This window comes from Mariniphaga sediminis (genome assembly GCF_003573545.1).
In the GTDB taxonomy this organism is placed as follows: Bacteria; Bacteroidota; Bacteroidia; order Bacteroidales; family Prolixibacteraceae; genus Mariniphaga; species Mariniphaga sediminis.
Genome location: NZ_QWET01000031.1, coordinates 1 through 26,082, shown reverse-complemented (window position 1 = coordinate 26,082; position 26,082 = coordinate 1). Strand labels below are relative to the sequence as shown.

General features: G+C 41.2%; 24 protein-coding genes and 1 tRNA gene. 8 read left to right on the top strand and 17 right to left on the bottom strand.

Annotation, left to right across the window (positions count from 1 at the left end; genetic code table 11):
• Positions 1–62: 62 nt before the first annotated feature.
• The 7 genes from D1164_RS22480 to hisG all read right to left on the bottom strand — a co-directional run bounded on the left by D1164_RS22480 (position 63) and on the right by hisG (position 6,512).
• A complete protein-coding gene (locus tag D1164_RS22480) occupies positions 63–611 on the bottom strand; it encodes a TlpA family protein disulfide reductase (RefSeq protein ID WP_119352162.1) in 549 nt (182 codons plus the stop codon).
• A 130-nt stretch (positions 612–741) separates the two neighbouring features.
• On the bottom strand, positions 742–1,626 hold the full coding sequence (purU, locus tag D1164_RS22475) for a formyltetrahydrofolate deformylase (protein ID WP_119352161.1): 885 nt from the start codon (positions 1,624–1,626) through the stop codon (positions 742–744).
• Positions 1,627–1,703: 77 nt separating this feature from the next.
• Positions 1,704–1,856, bottom strand: coding sequence for a GxxExxY protein (locus D1164_RS22470; protein ID WP_119352160.1), 153 nt, complete (start codon positions 1,854–1,856; stop codon positions 1,704–1,706).
• Positions 1,857–1,969: 113 nt separating this feature from the next.
• Complete coding sequence (hisB, locus tag D1164_RS22465) at positions 1,970–3,091, bottom strand: bifunctional histidinol-phosphatase/imidazoleglycerol-phosphate dehydratase HisB (RefSeq protein WP_119352159.1); 1,122 nt, start codon at positions 3,089–3,091, stop codon at positions 1,970–1,972.
• A gap of 73 nt (positions 3,092–3,164) precedes the next feature.
• Positions 3,165–4,196, bottom strand: coding sequence for a histidinol-phosphate transaminase (gene hisC, locus D1164_RS22460; RefSeq protein WP_119352158.1), 1,032 nt, complete (start codon positions 4,194–4,196; stop codon positions 3,165–3,167).
• Between the two features lie 123 nt (positions 4,197–4,319).
• Positions 4,320–5,615, bottom strand: a complete 1,296-nt coding sequence (gene hisD, locus D1164_RS22455) for a histidinol dehydrogenase (protein ID WP_119352157.1) — start codon at positions 5,613–5,615, stop codon at positions 4,320–4,322.
• Between the two features lie 39 nt (positions 5,616–5,654).
• On the bottom strand, positions 5,655–6,512 hold the full coding sequence (hisG, locus tag D1164_RS22450) for an ATP phosphoribosyltransferase (protein WP_119352156.1): 858 nt from the start codon (positions 6,510–6,512) through the stop codon (positions 5,655–5,657).
• Between the two features lie 415 nt (positions 6,513–6,927).
• Here hisG and D1164_RS22445 point away from each other — a divergent pair, with 415 nt between their 5' ends.
• On the top strand, positions 6,928–8,034 hold the full coding sequence (locus D1164_RS22445) for a glycoside hydrolase family 88/105 protein (protein WP_119352155.1): 1,107 nt from the start codon (positions 6,928–6,930) through the stop codon (positions 8,032–8,034).
• Between the two features lie 126 nt (positions 8,035–8,160).
• On the opposite strand, the gene D1164_RS22440 is transcribed toward D1164_RS22445, so the two are convergent.
• Both D1164_RS22440 and D1164_RS22435 read right to left on the bottom strand, forming a co-directional pair.
• Complete coding sequence (locus tag D1164_RS22440) at positions 8,161–8,895, bottom strand: type 1 glutamine amidotransferase (RefSeq protein ID WP_241558318.1); 735 nt, start codon at positions 8,893–8,895, stop codon at positions 8,161–8,163.
• A gap of 70 nt (positions 8,896–8,965) precedes the next feature.
• Entirely contained in the window at positions 8,966–9,334 is a 369-nt protein-coding gene (locus D1164_RS22435) for a hypothetical protein (RefSeq protein ID WP_119352154.1), read from the bottom strand.
• Between the two features lie 170 nt (positions 9,335–9,504).
• Between D1164_RS22435 and D1164_RS22430 the strand changes: the two genes are divergently transcribed.
• Entirely contained in the window at positions 9,505–9,852 is a 348-nt protein-coding gene (locus D1164_RS22430; RefSeq protein WP_119352153.1) for a single-stranded DNA-binding protein, read from the top strand.
• Positions 9,853–9,934: 82 nt separating this feature from the next.
• Here the strand turns inward: D1164_RS22430 and D1164_RS22425 are convergent, their stop codons facing one another.
• On the bottom strand, positions 9,935–11,341 hold the full coding sequence (locus D1164_RS22425) for a type III PLP-dependent enzyme domain-containing protein (protein WP_119352152.1): 1,407 nt from the start codon (positions 11,339–11,341) through the stop codon (positions 9,935–9,937).
• 550 nt (positions 11,342–11,891) lie between these two features.
• Between D1164_RS22425 and D1164_RS22420 the strand changes: the two genes are divergently transcribed.
• From D1164_RS22420 to D1164_RS22405, 4 genes are all read left to right on the top strand, one after another.
• On the top strand, positions 11,892–12,839 hold the full coding sequence (locus D1164_RS22420; protein ID WP_119352151.1) for a hypothetical protein: 948 nt from the start codon (positions 11,892–11,894) through the stop codon (positions 12,837–12,839).
• Positions 12,840–13,258: 419 nt separating this feature from the next.
• Positions 13,259–13,525 (top strand): hypothetical protein, encoded by a 267-nt coding sequence (locus D1164_RS22415; protein WP_119352150.1) that lies wholly within the window; start codon positions 13,259–13,261, stop codon positions 13,523–13,525.
• A 4-nt stretch (positions 13,526–13,529) separates the two neighbouring features.
• Entirely contained in the window at positions 13,530–15,437 is a 1,908-nt protein-coding gene (locus D1164_RS22410; protein ID WP_172594596.1) for an energy transducer TonB, read from the top strand.
• 240 nt (positions 15,438–15,677) lie between these two features.
• Complete coding sequence (locus D1164_RS22405; RefSeq protein WP_147372268.1) at positions 15,678–17,549, top strand: hypothetical protein; 1,872 nt, start codon at positions 15,678–15,680, stop codon at positions 17,547–17,549.
• A 75-nt stretch (positions 17,550–17,624) separates the two neighbouring features.
• Here D1164_RS22405 and D1164_RS22400 read toward each other — a convergent pair whose 3' ends face one another.
• From D1164_RS22400 to D1164_RS22370, 7 genes are all read right to left on the bottom strand, one after another.
• Positions 17,625–18,803, bottom strand: a complete 1,179-nt coding sequence (locus tag D1164_RS22400) for a hypothetical protein (protein ID WP_119352147.1) — start codon at positions 18,801–18,803, stop codon at positions 17,625–17,627.
• Positions 18,800–19,489, bottom strand: coding sequence for a CAP domain-containing protein (locus D1164_RS22395; RefSeq protein ID WP_119352146.1), 690 nt, complete (start codon positions 19,487–19,489; stop codon positions 18,800–18,802). Before D1164_RS22395 ends, D1164_RS22400 begins: the two co-directional genes overlap by 4 nt.
• On the bottom strand, positions 19,486–20,178 hold the full coding sequence (locus D1164_RS22390; protein ID WP_119352145.1) for an ABC transporter ATP-binding protein: 693 nt from the start codon (positions 20,176–20,178) through the stop codon (positions 19,486–19,488). The genes D1164_RS22395 and D1164_RS22390 overlap by 4 nt, the downstream gene beginning before the upstream one ends.
• Positions 20,179–20,269: 91 nt before the next feature.
• A complete protein-coding gene (locus tag D1164_RS22385) occupies positions 20,270–21,490 on the bottom strand; it encodes an ABC transporter permease (RefSeq protein WP_119352144.1) in 1,221 nt (406 codons plus the stop codon).
• 47 nt (positions 21,491–21,537) lie between these two features.
• Positions 21,538–22,758, bottom strand: coding sequence for an ABC transporter permease (locus D1164_RS22380; protein WP_119352143.1), 1,221 nt, complete (start codon positions 22,756–22,758; stop codon positions 21,538–21,540).
• Between the two features lie 51 nt (positions 22,759–22,809).
• Entirely contained in the window at positions 22,810–23,553 is a 744-nt protein-coding gene (locus D1164_RS22375; protein ID WP_119352142.1) for an outer membrane lipoprotein-sorting protein, read from the bottom strand.
• Positions 23,543–24,208 (bottom strand): TetR/AcrR family transcriptional regulator, encoded by a 666-nt coding sequence (locus D1164_RS22370; RefSeq protein WP_119352141.1) that lies wholly within the window; start codon positions 24,206–24,208, stop codon positions 23,543–23,545. Before D1164_RS22370 ends, D1164_RS22375 begins: the two co-directional genes overlap by 11 nt.
• A gap of 165 nt (positions 24,209–24,373) precedes the next feature.
• Here D1164_RS22370 and D1164_RS22365 point away from each other — a divergent pair, with 165 nt between their 5' ends.
• Positions 24,374–25,687: a Gfo/Idh/MocA family protein gene (locus D1164_RS22365; protein WP_172594595.1), complete on the top strand. Its 1,314-nt coding sequence runs from the start codon at positions 24,374–24,376 to the stop codon at positions 25,685–25,687.
• Positions 25,688–25,783: 96 nt separating this feature from the next.
• Positions 25,784–25,858, top strand: a tRNA-Gly gene (locus D1164_RS22360).
• Positions 25,859–26,082 lie beyond the last annotated feature (224 nt).

Genomic DNA, 26,082 nt, shown 5'->3' with positions numbered 1-26,082 from the left:
TGATTTCCAATTATTCTCTACGTATTGAATGAAGTTTTTTACCAGTAACAAGCAACCAGTAACTAATTTTCCAATAACAAATTAATTACCTCTTTCATTTCATTAAATTCTTCCTCTTTAAAAAGCCGGGTCATATAAACAATTTTACCTTCCCGGTTGATGATGACGTTACGGGTAACCCCTGCTCCTTTTGCGGCAAAGGTGTAAAAAATTTTTCCGCCGGGATCGAGTGCCAATGGGTAGGTGATTTCCATTTTTGCTGCAAATTTTTTTACTGTTTCCAATGGTTCGTCCATGTCAATGCCAATCAGCACAAAATCTTCATTGTTTTTGTGTTTTTGCCAGATTTCATTTTCGATGTGTGGCATCTCGCGCCGGCAGACACCACACCAACTTGCTGTAAACTGCAACATTACCACTTTCCCTTTTAAATCGTCTGTCGTTATGGTTGTTCCGTCGGTCAGCATCAGTTCAATATCCGGCATTTGCTGTCCGATTTTTACAATGTATCCGTAATCTGCCGGGATTTCCTGCCGGGGAATTCCGGTTGACTGTGCATTTGCCCAAACAAAAAAACCTGCTAATGCAAAAAGTGTTAATGTTGCTTTCATCTCATTAAAATTGTTTATTTCTTTTGTATTCGATGTAACTCCCGATGAAACGAAGTTCGACCTAAGTCAATTTTAATTCTTCTTGTTTGTGAATTTAAAGAATTAAAATTCATGTTCGTTTCATAACCAATTAATTAAAAACCACCGTTCTGTTTTTATAAACAAGGATTTTGCGCTGTAAATGTTTGTAAACAGCCTGTGAAAGCACAATTTTTTCCAAATCGCGTCCTTTACGGATGAGTTTTTCAACGGTGTCTACATGGCTGCAGCGGGTTACGTCCTGTTCAATGATAGGGCCGGCATCCAGTTCAGAAGTAACGTAGTGACTGGTAGCGCCAATAATTTTTACGCCCCTTTCGTGGGCAGCATGGTACGGTTTGGCCCCGGCAAATGCCGGCAGAAATGAGTGGTGTATATTGATGATTTTATTGGGAAACTGTTTTACAAAGTCTTGGGAGAGAATCTGCATATAACGGGCCAGTACCACAAAATCAATTTTATACTTTTTCAGTAGTTCCATTTCCAGTTTCTCCTGTTCGTCTTTATTGTCCTTTGTAACCGGGAAAAAATGAAAGTCGATGCCAAACCTGTCGGCAACAGGTTTCAGCAGTTCGTGGTTGCTGATGATGAACGGTATGTTTACATCCCATTCACCTGCAGCATATCGGGCCAGTATGTCGAACAGGCAGTGCGGCATTTTGGAAACAAACAGTGCCATTCGCGGGATATCATCCGAAAAATAGAGACGCCAGTACATATTCAGCGGCGATCCTATGAGCGTGTCGAAATATTCCCCGATTTTTTCTGCCGGAATGGCAAAGCCTTCCAGTTCCCATTCCACACGCATATAGAAGATTTTTTCCTTGCGGTCCACATGCTGGTCGAGGTAAATAATGTTTCCCCGGTTTTTATTTAAAAACTCGGTGACCGTAGCCAGTATTCCCTGTTTGTCGGGGCAATGAATCAGCAAAATGGCTGTATTCTTTTTTTCACGGAGTGGTTTTATCGTTTTCATCTAAATACTTTTTTTACCACAGAGAACGCTGAGTTTTCGCAGAGTCCCCCAGAGATTTTATTTCAAAAATTTTATTTTCAATATACAGAATCAAGACGGTACTCTAACAAATGAACATTTTCATAAAATAAACATTCCTGATATGCTGATTCAAGCAGACCGGGACCTAAGTTTCGGTGAACTTTAATGGCACATCCAATGATCGTATCCGTTATTTCATTTTCAGTCATTTTTCTGTATGCATTTTACTCTCTTTCTCTGTTTTCTTTGCGTTTTCTCTGATTCCTCTGCGGTAAACTTTTACCACAGAGAACGCTGAGTTTTCGCAGAGTTCCCCTAAAATTTATAAAGAACCTTTTGTTGTAGGCAACTCAAAATTATATAAATCCCTTTTAATAGCCATTTTTATGGCTTTGGCCAGCGCTTTAAAAATAGCTTCAATTTTGTGGTGTTCGTTTGTACCTTCTGCTTTTATGTTGAGGTTGCAGCGCGCCGCATCGGAAAAGGATTTGAAAAAGTGCATAAACATTTCGGTAGGCATGTCGCCCACTTTTTCGCGTTTAAACTCAGCTTCCCAAATCAACCAGGGACGTCCGCCAAAGTCAATGGCTGCCTGTGCAAGGCAATCGTCCATAGGCAGGCAGAAACCGTAGCGTTCCATTCCTTTTTTGTCGCCCACTGCTTTTTGGAAAGCTTCCCCCAATGCCAGCGCCGTATCTTCAATGGTGTGGTGTTCATCAACTTCAAGGTCACCTTTTACCGAGATACTGAGGTCGGCTCCGGCATGCCTGCCAATCTGGTTGAGCATGTGATCGAAAAAGCTTAGCCCGGTCGAAATGTTACATACCCCCGAACCATCCAGGTTTAGCTTAACGAGAATATCGGTTTCTTTGGTAGTGCGTTTCACTTCGGCAGTCCGTTCAGGCGCTGCTACACAGGCGTAAATGTCGTCCCAGTCGCCTGAAACCAGCACACAATGTTCTGCCAACCCTTGTTTTTCCAGCTCTTGGGTTAAACTTCCGTCGTTAATGAGAATTCCTTTTGCGCCCAGGTTTTTTGCCAGTTGAATGTCTGTCAGTCTGTCTCCAATAACAAAACTGTTTGCCAAATCGTAGTCGCCGCTCATATATTTTCCCATAAGACCGGTCCGTGGTTTTCTGGTGGGGGCATTTTCTTCGGGAGTGCTTTTGTCAATTAAGATATCGTCAAAAAGAACCCCTTCATTTTCGAAAGCTTTCAGCATTTTATTTTGAGCCGGCCAGAAGGTTTCTTCAGGATAGGAAGCTGTTCCCAAGCCATCCTGGTTAGAGACAATTACCAATTCGTAGTTCAGGTTTTTCCGGATGTTAAACAGGTTGCGGAAAACCCCCGGGATAAACTCCAACTTTTCCAGCGAATCAATTTGTTCATCTTCCGGCTCGCAAATCAGCGTACCGTCACGGTCGATAAAAAGTGCCTTTTTCATATAAAAGTTTAATGTTTAACGTTCAACGTTTCGTATTTCAAAATAGGGTGATTATTTGAAAAATTGAACTTGTTTAAATTAATTCTTTCAGCGCCAGTAATAATTGCCCGTTTTCCTCGGAGGTTCCGATGGTAATTCGCAGGCTTTCCGCACAAAGATGGACTTTGGAACGGTCACGTACAATTACACCCTTTTCTTTCAAATATTCATAAACTCCCCTTGCATCGTGCATTTTTACCAGGATAAAATTGGCATCTGAAGGATATATGTGTTCGACGAATGGGAAATCCTGTAATAATTTTGTCATTTTTTCCCGTTCAGCGATAAGCAGTTTTATCCACTTTTCTGTTTGCTTTTTGTTTTCAATCAGTTCCAGTGCCTTCTGCTGCGTAAGAATATTCAGGTTATACGGATATTTGATTTTATTAAAAACCGAAATAATTTCGGGAGAGGCAAATGCCATTCCCAGCCGGATTCCTGCCATTCCCCAGGCTTTGGAAAATGTTTGCAGAATCACAAGGTTCGGAAACTCCTTTAGTTGTGGTAGCAACGATTTTCCCGGAGCAAAGTCGATGTATGCTTCGTCAAGCACTACAATGCCCGGAAAATTCTGCACCACTTCGAGAACAGCGTTTTTGTCGAGGCAGTTTCCGGTGGGGTTGTTGGGTGAGCAGAGAAAAACCAATTTTGTTTTCTCGTCGGTGTTTTTTAAAAGTTCCCGGGCATCCAGTTCAAAGCTTTCCGTGAGCGATATTTTTTTAACATTCACGTTGTTGATACCTGCCGCTACCTGGTACATTCCGTAGGTGGGATCAATTATCGCCAAAGCGTCTTCGCCCGGTTCGCAGAAAGCACGAATAAGCAGGTCGATGGGTTCGTCGCTGCCATTTCCCAGAAATATTTGTTCCGGTGTTACTCCTTTCAGCCGGGCAATTTTTTCCTTGAGTTCCCTTTGCAGCGGATCCGGATACCGGTTATACGGATAGTTAAACGGGTTCTCGTTGGCATCCAGAAAGACCATCGCCTCACCGGTGTATTCATCGCGTGCGGATGAATATGGTTGCAGGGTTTTAATATTCTTGCGTAAAAGATTGTCTAAGTTCATTGATATCTATTATTTCGTTTTCATTGTCCTCTTCAATTCATTCAAAATGTAATACCGGACCTGTTCCGGCAATGTTCCCAGTTACCTGGAGCACATTCAGGATAACACAGCACTAATTAAAGGTCACCCTTCATCCAATAAAATTCGTTTCAACCTCAACGTTACCGCATTTTTATGCGCTTCCAGTTGTTCCGCAGCAGCCATGGTTTCAATGGCCGGTCCGATGGATTTTAATCCTTCTTCTGTTATTTCCTGAAATGTGATTTTTTTTATAAAACTGTCGAGGTTGACCCCGCTGTAACTTCTTGCCCAACCATTTGTTGGCAGGGTATGGTTGGTGCCGGAGGCATAGTCCCCGGCACTTTCGGGCGTATAATTTCCAAGAAAAACCGACCCTGCATTGAACACTCTTTCAGCCAGTTCGCTGTAGTTTTTAGTAGAAAGAATCAGGTGCTCCGGTGCATATTCATTGATTAAATTAACGATTTTCTGTTCATCTTCCATCACAATGAGTACGCTGTTTTTAAGTGATTTTTCAGCCAGTTCTTTTCGGGGAAGTTTTTCGAGTTGAAGATTAATTTGCGCTTTTACCTGCTCAGCCAGTTCTTCGTTGTTGGTTACCAGCACTACCTGACTGTCGGCACCGTGTTCGGCCTGAGAAAGCAGGTCTGAAGCGATAAAAGCCGGGTCGGCTGATTTATCGGCAACAACCATCACCTCCGAAGGCCCGGCGGGCATGTCAATGGCAACCTCGTTTATACTAACCAGTTGTTTTGCTGCCATTACATATTGATTTCCCGGCCCGAAAATTTTGTCTGCTTTTGGTACCGACTCAGTTCCGTAAGCCATGGCTCCAATGGCCTGCACGCCGCCTAGTTTGAAAACTTTTTTTACTCCTGAATATTTTGCAGCAAATAAAATCGCAGGGTGAACAGATCCGTCTTTCCCCGGTGGAGTGCACAACACGATTTCTCTGCAGCCTGCTATGCGTGCCGGAATAGCCAACATTAGTACCGTAGAAAAAAGCGGCGCGGTTCCTCCCGGAATGTACAGGCCTACCTTTTCTATGGGGACGGCTTTTTGCCAGCAGCTAACCCCCGGCATTGTTTCCACTTTCCGGATTTCCGTTTTCTGCGCACCGTGAAATTTTTCAATATTGTTTGCTGCCAGTTCAATGGCTTTTTTTAGTTCAGGTTCGACCTGCCGTTCTGCTTCTGTCCATTCTTCTTCCGATACCTGTAACTTCTCCAGATCCACACCATCGAACTGGAGTGTGTATTTGCGCAAAGCGCTGTCCCCTTTTTGTTTGATCTCATTCAGTACTCCCTGTACTGTTTCATACAAGCCGGAGACATCCATCAACGGGCGCTGCAGGATTTGCGACCAGCGGCTTTTTTCAGGATTGACGAACGTTTTCATAATAGCTGTACCAAATAATTTTTAATCAGATGTTTCAAGTTAAAAAATCATTTTTTCAATCGGGATTACCAGTATCCCTTCTGCACCGGCCTTTTTTAGCTTTCCGATGACTTCCCAGAAATCATTCTCCGCAATAACCGAATGCATCGAACTCCAGCCTTCCTTTGCCAAAGGCACTACGGTTGGACTTTTCATTCCGGGCAACAAACTGGCTACCTCCTGAATTTTTTCATTGGGCGTGTTCAACAAAATATACTTTTTCCCTTCAGCCCGCTGTACCGACTCCATCCGAAATATCAGTTCATCCAGAATCTCCTGTTTTTCCTGAGAAAGGTTTGGTTTTGAAATTAGCACGGCTTCAGAATGAATAACTACCTCAACTTCTTTCAGCCGGTTGCTAACCAGTGTGGAGCCGGAACTGACAATATCGAAAATGGCGTCTGCCAGTCCAATTCCCGGTGCAATCTCTACCGATCCGGTAATGACATGGATTTCGGCTTTTATGTTATGTTCATCCAGGAATTTTTGCAGGATATTGGGGTAGGAGGTGGCAATTTTTTTACCATTAAAAAATGCGGTGCCGGAATACTCCATCGATTTTGGGATAGCCAGCGATAAACGGCATTTGCTGAATCCCAGTCTTTTGGCAATAACCACGTTCTCTCCTTTTTCCAGCATCTCATTTTCACCTACTATACCTACATCGGCTACTCCGTCGGCTACTGTTTGCGGGATATCGTCGTCGCGCAAAAACAGCGCTTCCATAGGGAAGTTTCCCGCTTCTGAAACCAGTTTTCGTCTTCCAACAGCCAGGTCAATACCGGATTCCCGGATTAATTGCATGGAATCTTCGTTTAACCTGCCTTTGGTTTGCATGGCAATTTTTAGCTTTTCCATATTCTGTGTTTTTTTAATTTTCAATTTGTTTTATCAGAACAGATTTCTGGTCGCTTTATTCGATATTGAGTTTTTACACTTTTCATAGATTTATAAAAACGTAATTTCAAAAAAAAAGCCTGCCGAATTGGCAAGCCCTGGTTCAATATCTTTCGAGTATACGACGAAACAACCTCAACCTACCAACCGTCAGGTTCTGTAATGATGGCCGTGATGTCCCAGTCCGTAATTCATAATCTGTTCCTATTTTTTTGCAATGATAGTGATTAATTTTTTTCCGTGCAATGCAGGGGAATTCAAAAACACATTGTTAAAAATAATTTTACGCAGTGTACGGTCTAAATTTATTTATTTTTCTTTGAAAATTGCAATCGATTGCATATACTTGTAGCAAAATCGATAAACAGCATTGATAATGAAAAAATTAGTAGCAACATTTTTGGCGATCAGCTTATTAGCAGGCGCATCCATGGCACAAAGAAAAGGAAATGAAGAACTTTTTGAAGCCTTGTATATTAAAAATAAAATGAAGGGTGCACTTGACTGGCAATTACACCATCCGAAACATAAACTTTATGACTGGACTAATGGGGCTTTTTATGCCGGCGTATCTGCAGCCTACCAAACCCTTGAAAATGAAAATATTTACAAGGCAATTTATGCTATGGGTGAGGCAAACAGGTGGAGCCCGGGACCGAGGTTGCAACATGCAGACGATTATGCAATATGTCAGAGCTACATTGATATGTACCAGGTTGCTGGTGAAAAGAGGATGATCCAGCCGCTTATTGACTCACTGGATAAGTTTATGATTACACCGTATAAAATAGAAGGTATTCATAAATGTACCTGGTGGTGGTGCGACGCCTTGTTTATGGCGCCTCCTGTATTGGTGAAGCTTGGAGTTACGCTTGATGATGACCAGTATCTGAAATTGAATGATAAACTATTTCGCGAGTGTTACGATTTGCTCTATGATAAAGAAGAACATTTGTATGCACGGGATATTCGCTATAAATGGGATGAACCCGAGGTGGAAGTGATTAAGGAAGCGAACGGGCAAAAGATTTTTTGGTCGCGTGGCAATGGCTGGGTAATGGGTGGACTGGTAAAGGTACTTCAGGAATTGCCCGAGGACTGGCCTACCCGTGCTTTTTATGTGCAAAACTACAAAGAGATGGCGGAAAGAATTATTGCGCTGCAGCAGGAAGATGGTTTATGGCGTGCCAGCCTCCTCGATCCCAATTCCTATCCCGGCGGTGAAGCCAGTGGTTCCGGATTTTATACTTATGCTTTAGCCTGGGGAATCAACAATGGTCTTCTCGATAAAGATAAATATCTTCCGGTTGTAGAAAAAGCCTGGGTCGGATTGAATTCGCTCATTCAGCCTGACGGCAGGGTAGGGTGGGTACAGCCCATTGGCGCTGATCCGCGGAAAAATTTCTCTGCTGAGAGTTGGGAAGTTTATGGTACCGGAGCTTTTTTACTGGCCGGCAGTGAGATTATCAAGTTAGAGGAATAAAAAAACAGAGATATTTAATTTGAATGTCGTTTAGTTAAGGCTGGGAGGTTTTAACCATACCAGCGCAGGGTTCAGGGCGGCAGAGGATACCCCCTGAATTTATTAACTAAACGACATTCTTTTTACCTAAAATTGATTCCCGTCTAATCTATCCAGGATCAAAAACATTTTTTCGTTGTTGCCTGCGATGAATTTCTTTTGAGAAAGGATTTCCTCTTGCGACTGCACAAACACACCTACGGGTAGTTTTTCATTTTCATTGACGAACATTTTTTCTAGTCCTTGTTCTGTCATTTCAAAATGAAACTGTAATCCCAACACACGTTGGTTAAAAAGGAATCCCTGGTTTTTGCAGGCTTCGGATTGAAAAAGGTGAACAGCCTTTGATGGGATCTCGAATGTGTCGCCATGCCAGTGAAGAACTTTCCATTTTTCTTCAAAACCAGCCAGCAAATCAGACGGGTAACTTTCTTCTGTTCTGACAATGTCGAACCAGCCAATCTCGGTTAACGGGTTTTTATAAACTCTGGCCCCCAGAACATGGGCGATCAGTTGCGAACCGAGACAAATTCCAATGACCGTTTTTTGTGCGTCAATGGCACTTTTAATAAACTTTTTTTCTTCTCTCAGCCAGGGAAATTTCTGTTCGTCGTGAATACTCATCGGGCCACCCATCACTATTAGCCAGTCGATTTCCTTCAAGTCAGGGAGTTTGTCGTTTTGGTAAAAATGTGTGTAACTGAGTTGATGCCCCTTTTTAACCGCCCATTCTTTAATACAACCCAATCCTTCAAAAGAGATATGTTCCAAAGAGTGGATACGTAGTTTGTTTTTCATTCCGTTGTAGGTTGAGCTTTTCATCTTTTCATTATATATTAAATTCCCCACCATTTATATGCTAAGGAATATTTCAGAGGTAAAAAAATTAGCGTTAAATACTTCCAACCAGTCCTTCTTTCCTTACCAGCAGGTATTTGTCGTTTTCCAGAACCGAAAAGCCCTGGTCGTAGCAAAAATAATAAATGCGCCCGTTACGGGTTTTGTAAATATGGGTGAAGTGGTTGAAGTTGAACCCCTGTTTCATCAAGGCGTTTTTATAGGTAGTGGTTTTGTCGTTATAGTTTAGTTCTTTCAGGATGGTGTAATTCTTTTTCAGTATCCGGTTAATTTTTCGAATGTAGTTGGTTGAGCCGCTCATTTTTTTGTTGTTATATGCGTTCCGGCAGGCATCGCTGCAAAATTTTTGGTCGGCTCGTCCCCGAAGCTGTTCACCACATTCCAAGCATTTTCTTTCCTCCATGCGAGTATCTCTAAAAGTATATAAATAGCTAATGTACAAAAAAATATCCGTTTGTAAACGTTTACAAATGTTTATATCCGTTTACAATTATTTGTTTACCGACTATTCTTTTTCGCTACGATTACTTTTGAATTACAATTTCGTTCTATCATTAATTAAAACTTTAAATCATGAATGCGTTAAGAAACAGTGTCAGGCTTATCGGACATCTTGGCGATAATCCAAAGGTGAGAAAGCTGGACAGCGGAAAAACTGTTGCTAATTTTTCTATAGCAACCAACGAAATTTACTACGATCAAAGTGGAAAGAAAGTATCAGAAACCACCTGGCACCGGTTGGTGGCATGGGGAAGACAAGCCGAGGTGGTGGAGAATTACCTCAAGAAGGGTTCGGAAATTGCTATGGAAGGAAAGTTGACCAACCGGTCGTACGAAGATAAAAACGGAGAAAAACAGTACATCTCAGAGATAGTTGTCAATTCTCTGATGATGCTGGACAAAAAAAGCGAACAGATATAACAGAAGAAAGCTGCCCTAAGTAGTCCCCCGCAGTATTTAAATATTTAGGCCCGGATTTCCGGGCCTAAATTATTTATTTTATTCAGCTAGAGTATCCCAGAATTTTAAACATGTCATCCACCGTTTGTTCGGTTCGGTACACATAGTCCACAAAGTTTCCCGTTTCGTCGCGGTCGATGATTACATGTTTCGGCGAAGGAATGAGGCAGTGTTTAATGCCTCCGTAACCGCTGATGGAGTCCTGATAAGCGCCGGTGTGGAAGAACCCGAGATATAACGGCTCCTTCTCGCGCGAAGAATAGCGTGGGAGCATGATCTGCTGATTCAGGTCTTCTGAATTATAATAGTCCGAATGATCACAACTAATACCTCCAATGTTCACACGAGTGTACTCATTATTCCATTTGTTGATGGGCAGAAGAATGAACTTTTCGAAAATAGACCAGGCATCGGGAATGGTATTCATCAGGCTGTTGTCAATGATGTACCATAACTCTGCATCGTTTTGTTGTTTCTGATCCAGTACCGAAAAGATGGTAGCACCGCTTTCTCCCACCGTATATTTCCCAAATTCAGTATAAATATCGGGCTCCTTTATTCCTTCTGCATTACAGGCATCCTTAATGTTGTTCACAATTTCCCGGATCATGTATTCATAATCGTATTCAAACCCGAGGTGACTACGGATGGGAAAACCTCCTCCCAAATTGATTGAGTTGAGGGTATTGCATTCTTTTTTCAGTTCGATGTACAGTTTTACCGATTTCTGGAATTCACCCCAGTAGTAAAGGGTATCTTTTATACCTGAGTCCACAAAAAAGTGGAGCATGGTCAGTTCCAGATTGGTTTTTCCCTGGATGTTGTTCCGGTAAAATTCAAGAACTTCCGAGGCACGAATTCCCAAACGGGAAGTATAGTAAGCGCTTTGTGGCTCTTCATCGATGGCTTTGCGGATACCTATTTGTACTTTTTTTCCTTTTGAGAAATTGAGGACTTTTTTTAGTTCGTTTTTATTGTCGAGTATAATCGTGGAGTTGGTAAATCCCAAATCCTGAAGTTCGATAATTTTACGAATGTATTCATCGGTTTTATACCCGTTGTGTACCAGCTTGACCTTTTGATCCAGTTTCCCCTGATTGTAAAGGTTCTGGATAAGATCGATATCGAACGAGGAAGAGGTTTCCAGGTTCACTCCATATTGAAGTGCTTTGTTTATTACATGGTGGAAGTGACTGCATTTTGTGCAATAACAATAGTTGTAACTTCCCTGATAGTTGGTTGCCTTCATGGCACGCCTGAAAAGGTTCCGGGCTTTCTTTATCTGATCCCCGATACGTGGAAGGTACATTAACCTGAACGGGGTGCCGTATTTATCAATTAAGTACTTCAGCGAAACGCCGTAGAAAGTAAGATTGCCGTCCTGCAGGTCGAATCCTTCCTGTGGAAAATAATAGGACTGCTCAATAAGATCAAGGTATGTATTCTTCATTTTCCCGAACCAACATAAAAATTTGCATTCTGTTTGACAGGGCAAATTAAATACCTTTTTTTAAAAAAATCGAGGTTTGGATTTTAAAAATGAATTTTTGGGGGATTATTTTGTGATGACTCAGTCGTACTCATTGTAAATCCTTGCATTTCAGTCTTGGACGGATGAGAGGTATTTAAAATTATTGTTTCCGATACAAGGTTTAGCTACCAGTTAAAATACACTAACTACCTTAAGCGTTAGCTTATAATTCAGCTTTGGCACAAAAAGTAACTGTCTTTGCTATCATTTTATAGCAGACTTTGCGAGGGGTACATCTTTTTTTAACCTATTATATCGCACAATTGTGAAAAATATTAATATATCTTTTTGTGTTTTAATATCATTTTCATATATTGAAAAGGGCTAATTTTTAGGATAGATATTTATTCCTACCCTGATTGTGTCAATCAAAATAATGATGATGTTCTGGGGAAATATGAGATTACACTACTTTATTATGAACTAATAGTAAGGGGTAAATTGTAATTGAAATTTAATTAGAAGCACTATGAAAAGACTTGTTATACTATTGACTGGATTATTAAGTATTACATCTTTCCAAAATCCAAAAGAAACAGAGTGGGTTAAATTTCGATATCCTTATTTCGGGATAACGATTAGCCTGCCTTCATTTTTAGAATTGGATGAAAAAAGTGCTAACGGCCAGGATAACAAATCAATTTCATTTCGGTATCCGTCAGGAAAATTTAATGTGACCATTTTTATGGACTCAAAGCAGGAAATTCAACAGGCACTTCTTAAAAACAATTTGGGAACCAATTTTAATAATTTAAACTTTTATACAGAGCTCAACCTTGCCAACTTTAAAAAGAATTTCTCCGTTTCATCGCAGTCAGAAATTACCGAAACTACTATTAACGGAATGAGGGCAAAAATAGTAAACCTGAAAGCTACCTTTTGGGGAAACGACGAATCGTTTTATACCATGGCTTGTGCTGAAACAGATAATGTATATTATCGTTTAATGGTGTCAATTCCATCGGACAAGAGGGCATTTTATTCAGACGAAATCAGACGTATCATTTATTCGCTGGATAAAATTCAAAGGGAAAATACTCCACAGGTTGCGAATGAATCAGTCCGGGAAAAACCGAAAATTGAAAGGTACAATGTAAAGGGAGCAATTCGCACCAACCTTTATTTGGAGCGGGGTGAAAAAGTAAATATAGCAGCAACCGGACGTGTTACATTTGGCGTATTTGCCGGATCGGGAGGGCCTACCGGAATTCAGGGATTCGAAATTTACAACATTGTCAAAAATTACCGGCACGGAAGTCTGTTGGCCACTATTGGCGACAATGGCGCGTGGCATTATGTCGGAAGAGGAACAATCATTACGGCAGACAATAGCGGATATCTCAAATTGTATGTGAACGATTTGGACCCCAGCAATAACTCCGGGAGCTTTACCGTAGAGTGCCGGAAATCAAACTAAAACAGAATAAAAAAATTGAAATCAAATAAGAGTTGAAGATATGAAAGTAGTAATTGCATCAGCAAGCATTTTATTTTTTCTTCTGGGATGCAACAGCCGTGAATTTAAAAACGACCTGGAACGTGCAGATTTAAAGGGAAATTACTTATTACGAACAGGGGTTCTCGGAAATCATCGATAACCTGAGAGATAAATTCAGGTTGTAATGGTACGGGCATATTAAAATTATGAAGAATTAATAATAGTATTGAATGGAGGCAAAAATCCTTTTTTTATTATTTGGCGTGGCTTTACTTGTTTAGTATCAATTAATTGCCCAGACAACATTTCACAGTTACTATATCGAGCACAAAAAACAAGGCACAGTAACCGGTGAATACAAAAAGTACGAAGGGGGTGAAGATAGCTCTGAGTTTAAAGTGAACAGCAAAAATACACTGATTACGCATATTGCAGAAAATGGAGCTGAAGCGAAATATAACACTAGGGAGAAATGGAATTTTTCGGACAAAGGAATTTGGATGTTTGGCGCCATCGGCGATGAGGGAAATTCTACTGATGCTGCCGAAGTTTTATTGTACATTTCCGATTTTAAAAAGAAGGGAATTGATGTTATGAATGCCGGGGAACTTGGTGCCCCTTTGACATTATATTATGTAGAAAGTATTTTAATAAATGATGAATAACAGAATGAAAAAATTAATAGAGTTCCACGGTTTAGAGAATATGCAATTGGAATCGAATAATTCAGGTAAACAAGTAAAAAAGAAACAAACAGTAAGGACATTCCGGAGTTTGACACTCGTCTTTATTGCATTGATAATGTTTCAAAATATCTGTGCGCAATCTCTTGAAGATGCAGCTATAGAAATTGGAAGTTTTTATGGACAGCAACTTAATAATCTCGCACAAAGTCGTGCAGAACTAAAACAATGGGGAGCTGAATTGAATGATGATATTGAAACTGCGAGACAAAATTTTTGGACTACTTATCCCGATAAAGACAACCATCAGGAAGCAAAAAAAAGATTTGGGGATTTACTTTATCAAAAAGATATGATCTTACTTGAATATGCGCTGATGGGATTCTCGTCTACAAAAAGTAAAACGGGAGAATTCCAGTCGCATGCTGAACGGGTAAATACGTCAATTGCAGTAATAGCAAGTGTGTTGGGAACCGGAATTATTGATGGCGGAATATACGAATCATCGTTTCTTGATTTTACCAGGTGGGTGATGAAGGTGAATAACGAAATAGGTAAAGCCACGGAGGACAACTTTTTTAATTTATTCTCACAGGCAGTCAAACAGAAAGTGATGGATAGCAGTAAAGAGGAATACAGAAAATACAGGGAAATGCGTGATATTGCCGAATATGATGCCGCAGGAGTGCCATTGCCTGTAGAAAAAACACTTTCGGGATACGTAATGGCCCTTTTCCGCCGCACGAGATATGTTGAATCGTGGCCGGATGCAGCGAAGGAATACCAGGAACTTGCGAAGTCTATGGGAGAGGGATTAATAAATAAAGTGGCCTTGGAAATAAAAAATGCTTCTAAAACCAAAGGTGGTTTAATCGCAGACCTCAGTGAACTAGGACTTGTTGCTCCGGTTCGTGATTACGATAACAGAAATCCGGTTCCTCCCGGGCTGATCCCCTGCGGTTCCAGGCGGCCGTTTGATGCTTTTATCGGCTTACTTTCAAATGAAAGTATCAAAGCATATTACGTTTACATTTATGCTGTAGAATACAGAACTATGATGTCTGTATATGAAGGAGATCATCTTACTATGTCTGAATATGCAAAATCTTACGACAACATGTGTACTTTATATGGTATAGACGTGGTTGAAAACGCCATTTTAGCTATAAAAAATGCAAGGAAACATGATGTTGGCCATGGACTTTACGCCCCAACGGAAATAGGCGTGAAGTCCCCCATATTAAGAATTGCATTTGAAGAATTGTTGAATAAAGATTCCAGAAGCCTGGCCCGGAGGATTCTGATGGCGCCTTCTGAAGAACCGCTGAAGACCTATTTCAGGTCTGCCGATTTCAATACCCGTATTCATTTGGCTGATTCCGTTTATAATGAATTGAAAACTCAATATAGTGAGGAAATTCTGTTAAATGCGGCAAATAAATGTTATGATCTGGGCGAGGCAGCATATAAAACTTTTTTTGCTATGGTTCAAAATGATTCTGAGCGTTCAGGTTTGACAGGGGATGACGAGGCAAAAAATGAGTATGGAGTGGAACCAACAGAGCAAACCGCAGATGAAGTTTGTGACAAGGTTCTTTTTATTGTAGAAGAAATGCCGGAATTTGAAGGAGGAGAGGAAGGGTTGCGGGAAAGTGTACGCATTAAATATCCGGAAGAATTAATTGGTACCGGACAACAAGGCCGAGTATTAGTGAGTATGGTTGTCGGGCCCGACGGGCAGGTAATGGATGTAAAAATTTCGAGAGGCGTCAATAAAATTTTTGATCAATTGGCATTGGAGCGGGTACGCCGGTTGCGCTTTTTGAAAGGTGGAAGAAGTAATGGCGAACCTGTCTGTGTTTCTTATACAATTCCGGTTTCATTTAAAGAATAAACAGTCAAAATTATGAAATCACTTATTTACGCACTTCTCATTTGCAGTCAATTTATTTTCCAAACAACCCTGGCTCAAAACTGCAAAAAACTGGATGAATGGACACAAAGTGTGGAACTCGAATTTCCTGATGTCGATTTTAAACAGTTACGTTCTGGAAGCAATACGTATAACCGGATAAAGTATAACCTGCTATCCGACAAATATTTTAAACCGGTTTTTGGTAATTCTTTTGAAAAGTTGAAAAAAGGGAAAAGATCTGTTATTCACTCCAAAATCAGTAAATGTGGCAACAGCTCCAGTCCGTTAAACAGAGGAAGGGTCGATTTGATGTTTACAAAAGACTTTGAAAGTGTGAAGCGCTTAACGTTTTACATGGGAACTGTTTTTATAACAGATCGTTGGTATGGGGAGGCTGTCAAAATTGTACAAGAAATCAGATTGCTGCGAAATGATTACAATCATGCTATTGAAAAAATTAAAAGAAAGGAAGTTTCATTTTCAGAATTGAATGATTCTAAAAATCTTTTAAAAACCAAATATAGTATACTACTGCCATCCGAGTTAGATTACTTTGCTGAACTAATTCAACAAAGCGAAACAGAAATAGCAAACAGTACTTTACTGGATAAATCAAAGGCCTTATCAGTGCTCAATAATTCGCTAATTAGTTTGCATACGTTAAGAACATTTAAATCCAATAATCAGTTGCTCGTTTCAAAAGCAGACAGGGAGACTATAAAAAGTGTTGATCGTAGTATTGAGAGGAAAACAGATGAAATATTGGGTTCACTTATCCCAATGGAGAAAAATAAGGTAAAAAATATTAGTTTAGATGAAACCGGAGTTGCTAAAATCGATGAGCTTTACCGCAATACTTATAAGGATTATGGGGCATTTCTTCAACATGCTCTTTTAACGGAACTGATAGGCGAAATAGAACAAAAGAAGACGCAAATTATATCTTCCATTTCAAATGATATTTATGTAAAGGTTAAGAATGCTCAAACAGAAGAAGAATTAAAAAATATAGAAGGTTTGTACTTGTCAAATGTTTCTGGTGAAAATTCCAACATGAAGGAGATTCATAATGCCATTTCAGAAAGGAACCGGGAATTTATTGCGAAGGAAAGACAACGTGTAGAGGCAGAGCGAAATAGAAAGCAGGAAATTAACCGGATAGCCACTGAACAACAGCGTATTAAAAATAGGAGGGTCCAGGCAGTGAAGAATAAACGGAGGGAACTCAATTTAAAATACGGGACGTACTTTCCTACTCTCGACGATTTATTTGAAGTACTAAGCCTGGTACCATTAATCAAAAATCCTGTTCGCGTAGAAGATAAAAGAAGATTTATAGCTAAAGTTCAAACCTTTGGATTTGAGTTGGCAAATGATAATGGAAACTTATATGCTGATATCAATACATTTAAAAATAACAGAAACTATGAATTGAAGACATTGAAGTTTAATGCCAATAATAATAGAGGATTAGCAATAGCAGCAAAGTGTATTTTCCCAAATGCACCGAGAGATATTATTGAACTTTATGCGATGGAATTGAACAGCGAATACCGCGAAAGAACAAATCCCTACTTCAACAAAAAGGAAGGTAATGTCAGTTTGTTGAAAGAATCATCACAATATATAAAAAGTGGAGGAACTATATACTATTATGAAATTGATGATGGTACATTGGAAGTATCGGCATTAGGTAATTTCGATGCAAGTGGAGTCGTTTCTACCGAAAGATTAAACCATAACACGTTGAAAGTAAATTCTTATTCTAACATTACCGATATTCGTTTAAATGAAGGTGATGTTATTACATTTAGTGCCTGGGGCTCGGTAACTTTAGGTTTTATGGCCGGTTCAGCATCCCCGGCCGGGGTAAATGGTTTTGAATTGTATAGCATAAGCAGCAGGCACAAACACGGTAGCTTAATCGGTCGAATTGATAAAGGGAACTGGTTTTATATCGGAAACGCCCGTACCATTGTTGCGCCTGCCTCTGGAAGATTGGAGTTGAAGATAAACGACTTTGACAGAAGTAATAATGACGGCTTTTTTTATGTTGCATACTCTATTGAGACACAAAAAAAAAGGAATTAATAATGGATAAAAGTTTGTGACGTATACCAAAAAAGGGAAAATGAATTTGAAGGATTGTGTTATTAAATTTAGATTTTAAAATGCCCATTTTAGCCTGCCATACAATGCTTTACCCAGTTCGCCGTATTCAGTTTCTTCTTCTCCGAAAAATAGCTGTCCGGTGAACATCAGTTCCAGATTATTGCCCAGCGAGTAGGTAAATGACGGGCCAAAGTAGGACGAACCATCGGAGGGGTTCAGCATCCCGGAGAAGCTGCCTGAAAAAAGCGGGGTGAAAGGGTAGGAGAGTTGCCCAAACAGGTTCCAGCGTGCCGGCGAAAGCATTTTGGCTGAAATATTCTGATCGAAAAATTCGCGGGTTCCTGCTTTTCCGGTAGCTCCCAAACTGTTGTAAAGAATAGCAGCATGAAGGTACAAACTGTTTTTTAGGGTGTAGTCGCCGGAAACGGTTGCCACCAGCGCTTCCTTACTTCCATTGTCTTCTTCACGCGGAATAAACCATGAAATTTCTCCCCGGAAACCGCCGCCTTTGATATCGCCCATCCAGCCGCCTCCCAGCACAAAGTCTTCAGGCATCCGGCCGCCAAGGAACTGAAAGTCGTAACTGAATTTGGAAAAACGGTACCTCACTGCATAAGTTGATTCTGTGTTATTGTCTATTTCATTACGTCCTATTTTATAAACCACTTCAGCTGAAGAAGTGACGCCAGTGTAATACCTGACTTTCAATGCGTCCGATCCAGGGCGCTCTTCGTAATCGAAATCGAAATAGGAAAAAGTATTGAAAATGTCGTTGGGGTTCCAGACAAGGTTAATTCCCCAGTTGACACGTTGGCGTCCGGCGGTGATTTGCCAATTTCCTTTTGTAAAATCAACCCAGGCCCGGTCTATCATTGTGTGTAAAAACCAGCCTTTGCCCGAGGCAACTGTTTCTGCCAGATCAATATATCCGGGGTCGGTATTTACAAATTTTTCGTAGAGAGGGAATTCGCGTATGAGTTGTCCGCAAAAAAGACGGTTCCGGGCTTCGAGAGCAATCGTAAATTCATCCGAGGCATACCACCTGAAGTTTAGTCGATTGTGGATAAGATTGGAAGAGAGATGGTTGGCGTTAATTCCCGGAAAGGGATTATCTGGTTTGTAATACATGTAAAGGTCTTTTACATAGCCATTCAGTGTTAGTTTTTGTAGTTGTGCAAAAGAGGATGAACTAATCAACAGGAAAAGTGGTAAAATGTATTTTAATACCTTCATTGTTCGGTTGTTTTAAATCCTCCGGCAAAGTCCATTACTGTCATCCTTTTGAATTGGGGATGATTTCCTTCAGCAACTCCCACCACTCTGAAATCCGGATTCAGAAAGTTTTTGCGGTGGCCGCGGTCACGAACCCCATCGTCTATGAGTAGATAGATTACAATTTGCTGTGCCGTTTTTCCTCCATAGGCAATATTCTCGGCAATGCGAACCTGCCATTCGCCATGTCGTTCAATGCGCTCCCGCATTCCGCTGCGGTCAGAGCCCTGGTGTCCTGTTCGTCCGGTTTTCGACTGGTCGTTTACATGGTCGCGGGCGGCTTTGGTTAAACCCGGGCTGGGATAAATCAGGGAAAGAGGTTGCTGGCGTTTAAGGTCGTGCACACATTCATAAAGAGCATTTACACCTTCTTTGGTAAGCAATGGCTGATCGCCGGGATAGTAAAGCAGCCGACGGTTATAGCGTTTGGCCAGCGGTGCAATATACTCGGTCGCGTATTTTTCAGGGTTGGTTCTCAGTTTGTTGATTTCGAGAATTATCTCCTTTTCGAGTGTTGAAAGGTAATTTGCCTCCAATGCTGTGTTCAATAGAGAAACATCCCATACTGAACTTTTTATCTTTTCTCCGGAATTTGTTCCGGAAAATTGAAAAAACAGAATCATCAGAAAAATTACTTTTCGCTTCATCCCTGGTTTTTGTTGAGATCACTTTTTATTTTTCCATCTTCAAGCATCACCACACGCCGTGCTTTGTTTACCACGCGCTGGTCGTGAGTTGAAAATATAAACGTAATTTTTTCCTCTTTATTAAGTTGCTCCATAATGTCGAGCAGGTTTTCTGTTGATTTTGAATCGAGATTGGCAGTAGGCTCATCGGCCAGTACAAATTTTGGCTTCGATGCCAGTGCCCGGGCTACAGCTACCCGTTGTTGCTGGCCGCCGGAAAGTTTCGACGGGCGCCGATCCATCATTGTGCCCAGTCCCACTGCTTTTAATAATTCGCTTGCACGGGCATCGCGCTTCGCTTTTTTTTCTCCTTGCAGGTGCATAACAAATTCTACATTTTCTTTGGCGGTTAGCACCGGAATCAGGTTGTAGGCCTGAAATACGAAGCCAATTTTGTGCATCCGGAAATCGGTCATTTTACGCGATGAAAGTTTACTTATATCTACTCCGTCAATAAATACGCTGCCTTCCGTTGCATTGTCCAGTCCCCCCACAATGTTTAATAGCGTGGTTTTTCCTGAACCGGACGGGCCTACAATTGCCGTAAATTCCCCTTCTTCAATGGAAAGGTCCACGCCATTTACTGCGTGGACGGGGACAGAATTGTCCTCGTAGGTTTTATACAGGTTTTTAATTTCAATTATTTTCATTTTTTTTCAATTTTTGAATGCATCAATTCATCTTTAAGTCAAACTGAATAAATTATTTGTTTCTTTTCTGTTTTAATTATTTATGCATTTTCTACTCCGTCCTCGTAGCTTCTGCCGGGTTTAGCTTCAACGCTTTTCTTGCCGGGTAAATGGCTGAAACAATTCCGGTAATTACCACAAGGATCGCAATGGTAACAAGCGACTCATTTTGCACCGAGGTGTAAACTTCTGATGCATACCCGAGGCTTTCAAGTCCCTCGGCAAACATTGAGAGATTAATTGGTGTTGTTTCAAATATTTTCGTTATTCCGGCTCCTGTTAAAATTCCAAAGATTCCGCCGGTAACCGTGAGCAATACAGTTTCCAGAATAATCATCAGGAAAACTTTGCGTTTGTTCATACCTACTGCCATCAGCATCCCGATTTCTTTGACCCGCTCCAAAACGGCCATCAGCATGGTGTTGATGATTCCGAAACAGAGCGCCAGTAAAATGATCAGGATAAAAATGTACATATACTGATCCATGGAATCGGTTAGCAACGACATTTCCGGACTCAGTTCTTTCCAGGTTTCAACTACATTGTTGCCGGCCAGTTTTTCGGCTTGAGGTTTTACAGCAGGCGCCTCGTCTCCATTTTCCAACAAAAGTACTATTTCATGCGCGGTGTTTTTTTCCATGCCCAGTTGTGCTTGCAAGTCTTCGTACTTAACAAACAGGGTTGATTCATCGTAGCTGGTATTTGTTGTACGGTAAATACCACTGATGCGGTAGCCTTTCAGCGACAGGTTGCCGCGGCGGTCAACCATTTGTACGTTTATACGGGAACCTACTTTCAACCGAAGTTTTTTGGCCAGTTTTTCGCCAATTACCACAGGAGGTATCCGGCTTTCATGTTCTAAGTAAGTGCCGGCGATGATGTGTTCCCAAATATCGGTAACTCTTTTTTCCTGCTCGGGTTCCACTCCTATTAGCTTCCCTCCGCCGGTTCCGTGGGCTGCCATAATAAACGGTTCGGCAATCAACCGCCGGCCAACCGCTTTTACGGAATCGAGCGATTCGATTTGTGATACCAACTCTCCTGAATTCTGAATGGTGTAAACGATGTTATTATTTTCAAGAAAATGCGGGGCATGTATTTGTAAATGTCCCAGTTCTGTTTTGGTAGCTGATTCAATGCGGGCGTCAACAAGTCCCTGCATAAATGAAGTAGAGAATACCCCGGCCAATAATCCAAGGGTGATCGCCACAATCATTATAATACTGCGAAGCTTGTTTCGCCAGATATTTCTCCATGCAATTGACCAAATCATACCTTTAAGTTTTTCTGTATTTGAAAACTGCGCCAGTAAATTTTTTTTCAGGCCCGTAACGCTTTTGTAATTTTTAAGCGATGAATGTTGAAGACCGGAAAAAGCGAAATAAAAACACTGATAAAAAATACCAGAATCATCTGGTTGTAAAAGAGCGATGGTTTCAGCGAAAAGAACATATAAGGTTCCATACCATACTGGATATAAGCTTCAGCTGTTTCCCCGGTGAGTGGAAGCGGGTGGTAGTAAAACCAAATACAAAAAGCATAGCTGATAATTAGCCCGATGATACACCCTGCTATGCCAATAAATACGGTTTCCCAAAAAACAATAACCGAAAGCTTTTGCTTTTTCATTCCCACGGCATGGATAACCCCGAATTCACGTTGTCGTTCTTTAACCATCATCATTACCACGCTAAACATGCCAAAGGCAATAACCATATAAAGAATGGCCAGCATAACAATGCCTCCGGCTCGGTCGCTTTTTATCATTTGAACAACTTCCGGTTGCATATCCTGCCAGGTCATTACTGTTTTATCTGAAGGTAAAATAGCTCCGATATTTTTTTTGAGATGTCCTACTTCATAGTGGTCATCTGTCATTATCACCAGCGAGGAGGACAATCCATACGTTGAATAAAACTCACGGGCATTTTCGATTTCCATAAAAACGAGTCGTTTGTTGAATTCCGGATTGGGGTGATCGAGAATTCCTTTTATGGTGAACAGGCCGTTGGCACTGATGCCATGATAGCCCTGTCCAATCATCACCAACGTGTCGCCCACTCCCAGGCTCAGAAAATCGGCAAGACCTTTACCCAGCACAACACCTTTGTCACCTGTTTGCAGGAAGGCGCCGTCTTTTATTTTTTTTGAAATGGCTGTAATCCGGTCTTCGGCTTCGGGTTCAATACCCAGTACCATGGCTGGTTTGCTGTGCTGGTGATTGGCTGCCAGTGCAAAAGATTCCAGCCTGTTCGAAACAAGTGTCACATCCTCTATGCGTTCAATCTGGTTTTTCAGATTGGGTGTAACCTCGATAGTGTTTTCAAGTGTACGTTCTTCCCAGTATGCAGTGTCCTGTACCTGCAGGTAACCAGAGTAGAATTTCACTACATTGTCAATCATGCTGGCATAAGAGCCCTCTTGCATGGAACGCATCCACGAGGCTAGCAGTACGCTGAAAACAATGGAGGAGATGGCAATAATGGTCCGTCTCCGGTTTCGCCAGAGATTTCTCCATGCCAGTTTAATGCTTGTTTTCATGCTTGTTACTTATTGAATGGTTTGATTCTTTACAATTGTAACTGCGGTTTGCTACCTAATTCTCCTCATATTTTGTTGAGAGAAGAATGATTCTTTTAAGTTGATATTAAACTCTATCTCGTCAAAAATCAAGACTGTTTTTTGCCCCTCCTTATCGACGGGAATCATTTCGAGCCGGGTAGGCATTTCGCGGTCGTCCATGCGTTTTATTTCCGAAAGGGTTTCGGTGTTGACCAGGTAATCATCTTCATCGTAATATTCCGCTTTCAACCAGAAGTATTTGTCCTTCGAAATCCACATGAAGATTTTTCCCCACACAACCGGCGCATCGGGTTTTGGGGAGAGTTCTATTTTGTAACAATCGTACCCCTGAATCATTTCCTCTCCTGCTAGTTTGTGCGTATAGTCTTTTACCAGCGATGATTCGCGTACCAGGTCATCATTGGTGAAATCGGAGCCCATCCACGACTGCATCATCATGGAGGGAGGAATTTTTATCATTCGCTCGATGGTTGGCACCCAGTTCCACATTTCATTTTTTCGCTTCAGAAATACCTGCCCTTTTTCTTTGGCTGGCGCGGTAATATAGATAAGGGAGTATTCATTGCCAAGGGTCCAGTTTTTCATCGAAATTTCCCGGGACCAGGTTGAGCGCTCAATAATCATAGTTATTGTGCCCCGGCTCGATTCCCCCCTGAATTTTTCATCAGCCTGCCGAACGATTTCTTCAACGTTTTGTGCCCCTGCTAAAAGGCTGAAAAGACTTAGTATTGATAAAATTAACTTAGCTTTCATCGTTTAGTTCTTTTTGGTTACTTATGATTCGAAAACATGTATTGAGTACTACTTTTTCCATTTTATCTATTGGAAAAAATTCCGAAGATGTTATTGCGAATATATAACTTCCTTCAAATAAGGCGCTTATTGCGATTACGTCCGACTCCGGATCTTTGCTTCCCATGGATTCAGCAAATTGATAGAACATGGAAAAAATTGGTTTTGCCCTTTCGAGGTATTCGCTTTGAAAAGACTCAGCAACTTTTGGCTGAAGAGTAATTGAATAATATAGTTTCCAGTAGCGAAGATTTTCCCTAAGCACCTGAAAGCTTTTGTTTATGAAAAATTTAAACTCTTCTTTAGTCAATACTCCATCCTTGTTTAAATCAAAGTTGGAAAATATCGTGTCGAAGCCTGTCGTTATAATCTCATCGAGTATTTTATTCTTGCTTTCAAAGTAGTTGTAGGCGAGTCCTTTAGATATTCCTGCTTTTTTTGCAATCTGGCTCATGGATGTGGCGTGGAACCCGTTTTCGGCAAAAAGTTCCAGCGCCGTATCCATAATAAGCTGTTTTTTCTGTTTTCTGATTTTATCAAATTGTTTTGGACTCCGAGGCATTTCGTTGTATTTTTTTTGATTGAACGATTGGTCAAAGGTATGAGCCACTTTCATGTACTGCAATTTTTTTGCGTTAAATTAATGTTAACTTTGAATGACCGGTCATTCAAAACTGATTTTTATCAGAGAAAGCGGAAAATAAACAGATGTGAGTTTCCTATTCATAACCAGAACCTTTATCTTTACCCTTTTCATTACAAAATTCAATTAACGCATATTATGAATTCAGACAGAAGAAAATTTATTAAAAACTCAGCCCTTGCCACAGCAGCTATCAGCACTTTCCCGACAATAATGAATGCCTGTGCCTCGCCAGGAGAAAAAGTGGGAGTAGGTTTGGTTGGTTGCCGCAGCATGGGGTTTAGTAACCTTAAAAGTTTCCTTAGGAAAGAGAACAATGTGGATTGCGTTGCATTGTGTGATGTAGATTCGAATATATTGGAATCGAGGGCGGCTGAGGTTGAAAAGATGACCGAAAAGAAGCCGGTGCTTTATTCTGATTTTAGAGAAATGCTTGATAGCCCTGAGGTAGATGCCGTTATTATTGGTACACCCGACCACTGGCATGCTTATATAATGATGGCGGCCCTGGAAGCTGGTAAGCATGTGTATGTGGAAAAACCTATGGGGCATAGCATTGAAGAATGTTATGCTATGGTGAAGGCCGCCTCAAAATATCCCAATCAGGTAGTTCAGGTGGGGATGTGGCAGAGAAGTTCCAAACATTGGTTTGAAGCTTCGGAGATTGTCAAATCAGGGCAACTGGGCAATGTTCATTTGGTAAAAGCCTGGATTTACAAAGGATATGATAAACCCTACCCGGCTATGCCAGACGGGGAAGCGCCCGCTTATGTAGATTACGATATGTGGTTGGGACCTGCACCGGAAAGACCGTTTAATCCTAACCGCTTTCACTATAACCATCGCTGGTGGTGGGATTATGCAGGCGGAGCCATGACCGACTGGGGGGTTCACCTGCTCGACTTTGCCATGTTTGCCATGGATGCTGGGATGCCGGAAAAGATTTCTCCCGGAGGAGGTATTTATTATCATGAAGAAGGCGCTATTGAAACGCCAGATATTCAGCAGGCTCTGTATAGCTATCCAACACATGCTATGGTGTGGGAATGCGGTTTGAACCCGGGAATTGGTCCCTACGGAAAAGGACACGGGGTAGCTTTTGTTGGGGAAAAAGGAACGATGGTACTAGACCGTGGCGGGTGGGAAATCATGCCCGACCGGAGCGATGCCAAAAAAGGGCCGTTTTTTGAAGGCAAAAAACAGGAAAATTATGGCGATGGCCTTGACCAGCATGTAGAAAACTTTCTGGAATGTATCCGCAAAGGAGGAACTCCAAATGCTTCAGTAGAGATTGGTGCCAAAACTGCCATCGTTTCGGAGATGGGAAATATTGCCTATCGAACCGGACAAATCATTAACTGGGATGATAAGGATAAACGGTTTAAGGAAGAGGCGGCCGATAAGTTGACACGTCTTACCTACCGTGAGCAATGGAAACTTCCCATTATGTAGCAGAAATTTTTAAGCAACAGGTGGCAGCAAGCCAAATTTTTCTAAATTTGCATGCCCTGTGAAAAAAGGTATTATTTCATAGGGGCGTTGCTAAAAGCGGGAGTAGCTCAGCGGTAGAGCATCAGCTTCCCAAGCTGAGGGTCGCGGGTTCGATCCCCGTTTCCCGCTCCAAAAAAATCTAAAGACCAGGAAACTGGTCTTTTTTGTTTTTATTGAGGTCACCAACCAGTCTGAATCAGAATTGAATTTCCACAAAATAATTCGTAACTTAACGTCAGTTCGATGTAAGAAACCTAAGAAATTGCTAGCAAAAAAGCAAAGTTTTGTTTATATTTAAGTGTCTTATATTTAAATATTTAACAAACAAAACCTTGCTCTGATATGGACTCTAAAAT